At 40.4% G+C, this 483-nt stretch carries 1 protein-coding gene; it reads left to right on the forward strand.

Annotation, left to right across the window (positions count from 1 at the left end; genetic code table 11):
- On the forward strand, positions 1 to 483 hold a 483-nt coding region (locus tag A1D25_RS01700), incomplete at both ends, for an RNA-guided endonuclease InsQ/TnpB family protein (RefSeq protein ID WP_157393996.1).

Here is a 483-nt window from a genome sequence, read left to right on the forward strand (position 1 = left end):
GCAAATCCGCAGAATTAAACAGTTCTGTGGCTGTTCTCGTTTTGTGTTCAATCGAGCATTGGCTTGGCAGAGTGAGCAGTACGAACAAGATAAAACATTTAAATTTAGCTATTCGAAACTCACTGCATTGCTTCCACAATGGAAAAAAGAGTTACTTTGGCTCAAAGAGTGCCATTCTCAAGTACTTCAACAGTCATTAAAAGATCTTGAAAGTGCGTTCAAAAACTTCTTCCAACAGCGTGCAGATTTCCCGAAATTCAAGAAAAAAGGCTTAAAAGAGAGCTTTCGTTTTCCGCAAGGTTGTAAACTTGAACAACAAAATAACCGCTTGTATCTCCCGAAAATCGGTTGGGTTCGCTATCGCAATAGCCGTGATGTCGTAGGCGAGATTAAAAACGTAACTGTGAGACAAAAGTGCGGTCGTTTTTTTGCCAGTATTCAAACCGAATTTGAATACGAAATTCCAACCCACAAAGGCGGAGA

The sequence above is a fragment of the Ursidibacter arcticus genome, from assembly GCF_009761375.1.
GTDB lineage: Bacteria > Pseudomonadota > Gammaproteobacteria > Enterobacterales > Pasteurellaceae > Ursidibacter > Ursidibacter arcticus.